The sequence below is a fragment of the Vibrio sp. Y176 genome (genome assembly GCF_033438945.1).
Map to the genome: position 1 here is coordinate 1 of NZ_JAWOQS010000117.1, position 1077 is coordinate 1077.

General features: G+C 46.6%; 1 protein-coding gene. It reads left to right on the forward strand.

The genetic code is table 11. The features are described 5' to 3' along the window. Positions 1-63: 63 nt before the first annotated feature. Positions 64-870: a tryptophan synthase subunit alpha gene (gene trpA / locus R7O13_RS24485; protein WP_069488631.1), complete on the forward strand. Its 807-nt coding sequence runs from the start codon at positions 64-66 to the stop codon at positions 868-870. Positions 871-1077 lie beyond the last annotated feature (207 nt).

Sequence of the window (1077 nt, forward strand, 5' to 3'; positions counted from 1 at the left end):
AGGTCGTGGTGACAAAGACATCTTCACCGTACACGCCATCTTAGAAGAAAAAGGAGCAATCTAATGAGCCGTTATGAGAAGATGTTTGCACGCCTAAACGAGAAAAACCAAGGCGCATTTGTACCATTCGTGACGGTTTGTGATCCAAACGCCGATCAATCGTACAAGATCATGGAAACACTGGTTGAATCTGGCGCTGATGCGCTTGAACTTGGTATTCCGTTCTCAGACCCATTGGCGGACGGCCCAACAATTCAAGGAGCCAACATTCGAGCGTTAGATTCGGGTGCAACTCCGGATATCTGTTTTGAGCAAATCGGAAAAATTCGAGCAAAGTACCCAGACCTGCCAATTGGTCTATTGATGTACGCCAACCTTGTATACTCACGCGGTATTGAGAGCTTCTACGAGCGCTGTGCAAAAGCGGGCATCGATTCCGTTCTCATTGCAGACGTTCCGACTAACGAAAGCGCAGAGTTCGTAGCCGCGGCAGAGAAATTTGGAATCCACCCAATCTTTATCGCACCACCAACGGCAAGTGACGAGACACTAAAACAAGTTTCTGAATTAGGCGGCGGCTACACTTACCTGCTTTCGCGCGCGGGTGTGACGGGTGCAGAAACCAAAGCTAACATGCCAGTTGACCACATGCTTGAAAAGCTAAACCAGTTTGATGCACCACCAGCGTTACTTGGTTTCGGCATTTCTGAACCAGCACAAGTAAAACAAGCCATTGAAGCGGGTGCTGCAGGTGCAATTTCGGGTTCAGCAGTCGTAAAAATCATCGAAGCACACGTAGAGCAACCGCAAATCATGCTCGATAAGCTTGGTGAATTTGTCTCAGCAATGAAAGCGGCAACTCAAAAGTAATCGACACCACAAGCTAAACACAGCAAACGCCCATTAATTCTCGTTAATGGGCGTTTTTTCTATCAACTTGATTACAAACCTCGCCATGCTCTCACTTCCAACCGTCTTTTAAAGAAGCGAGTCCATAAAGTGATAACATGCCATTGTTCAAACCTGTTTTGTAAGGTACTGACATGGAAGATATCAAATCATTGTTGCTGCAATGCC

Excerpts from the sequence above, each read along its gene's own strand:
- trpA (WP_069488631.1), top strand. The coding sequence starts at position 64 with ATGAGCCGTTATGAGAAGATGTTTGCACGCCTAAACGAGAAAAACCAA.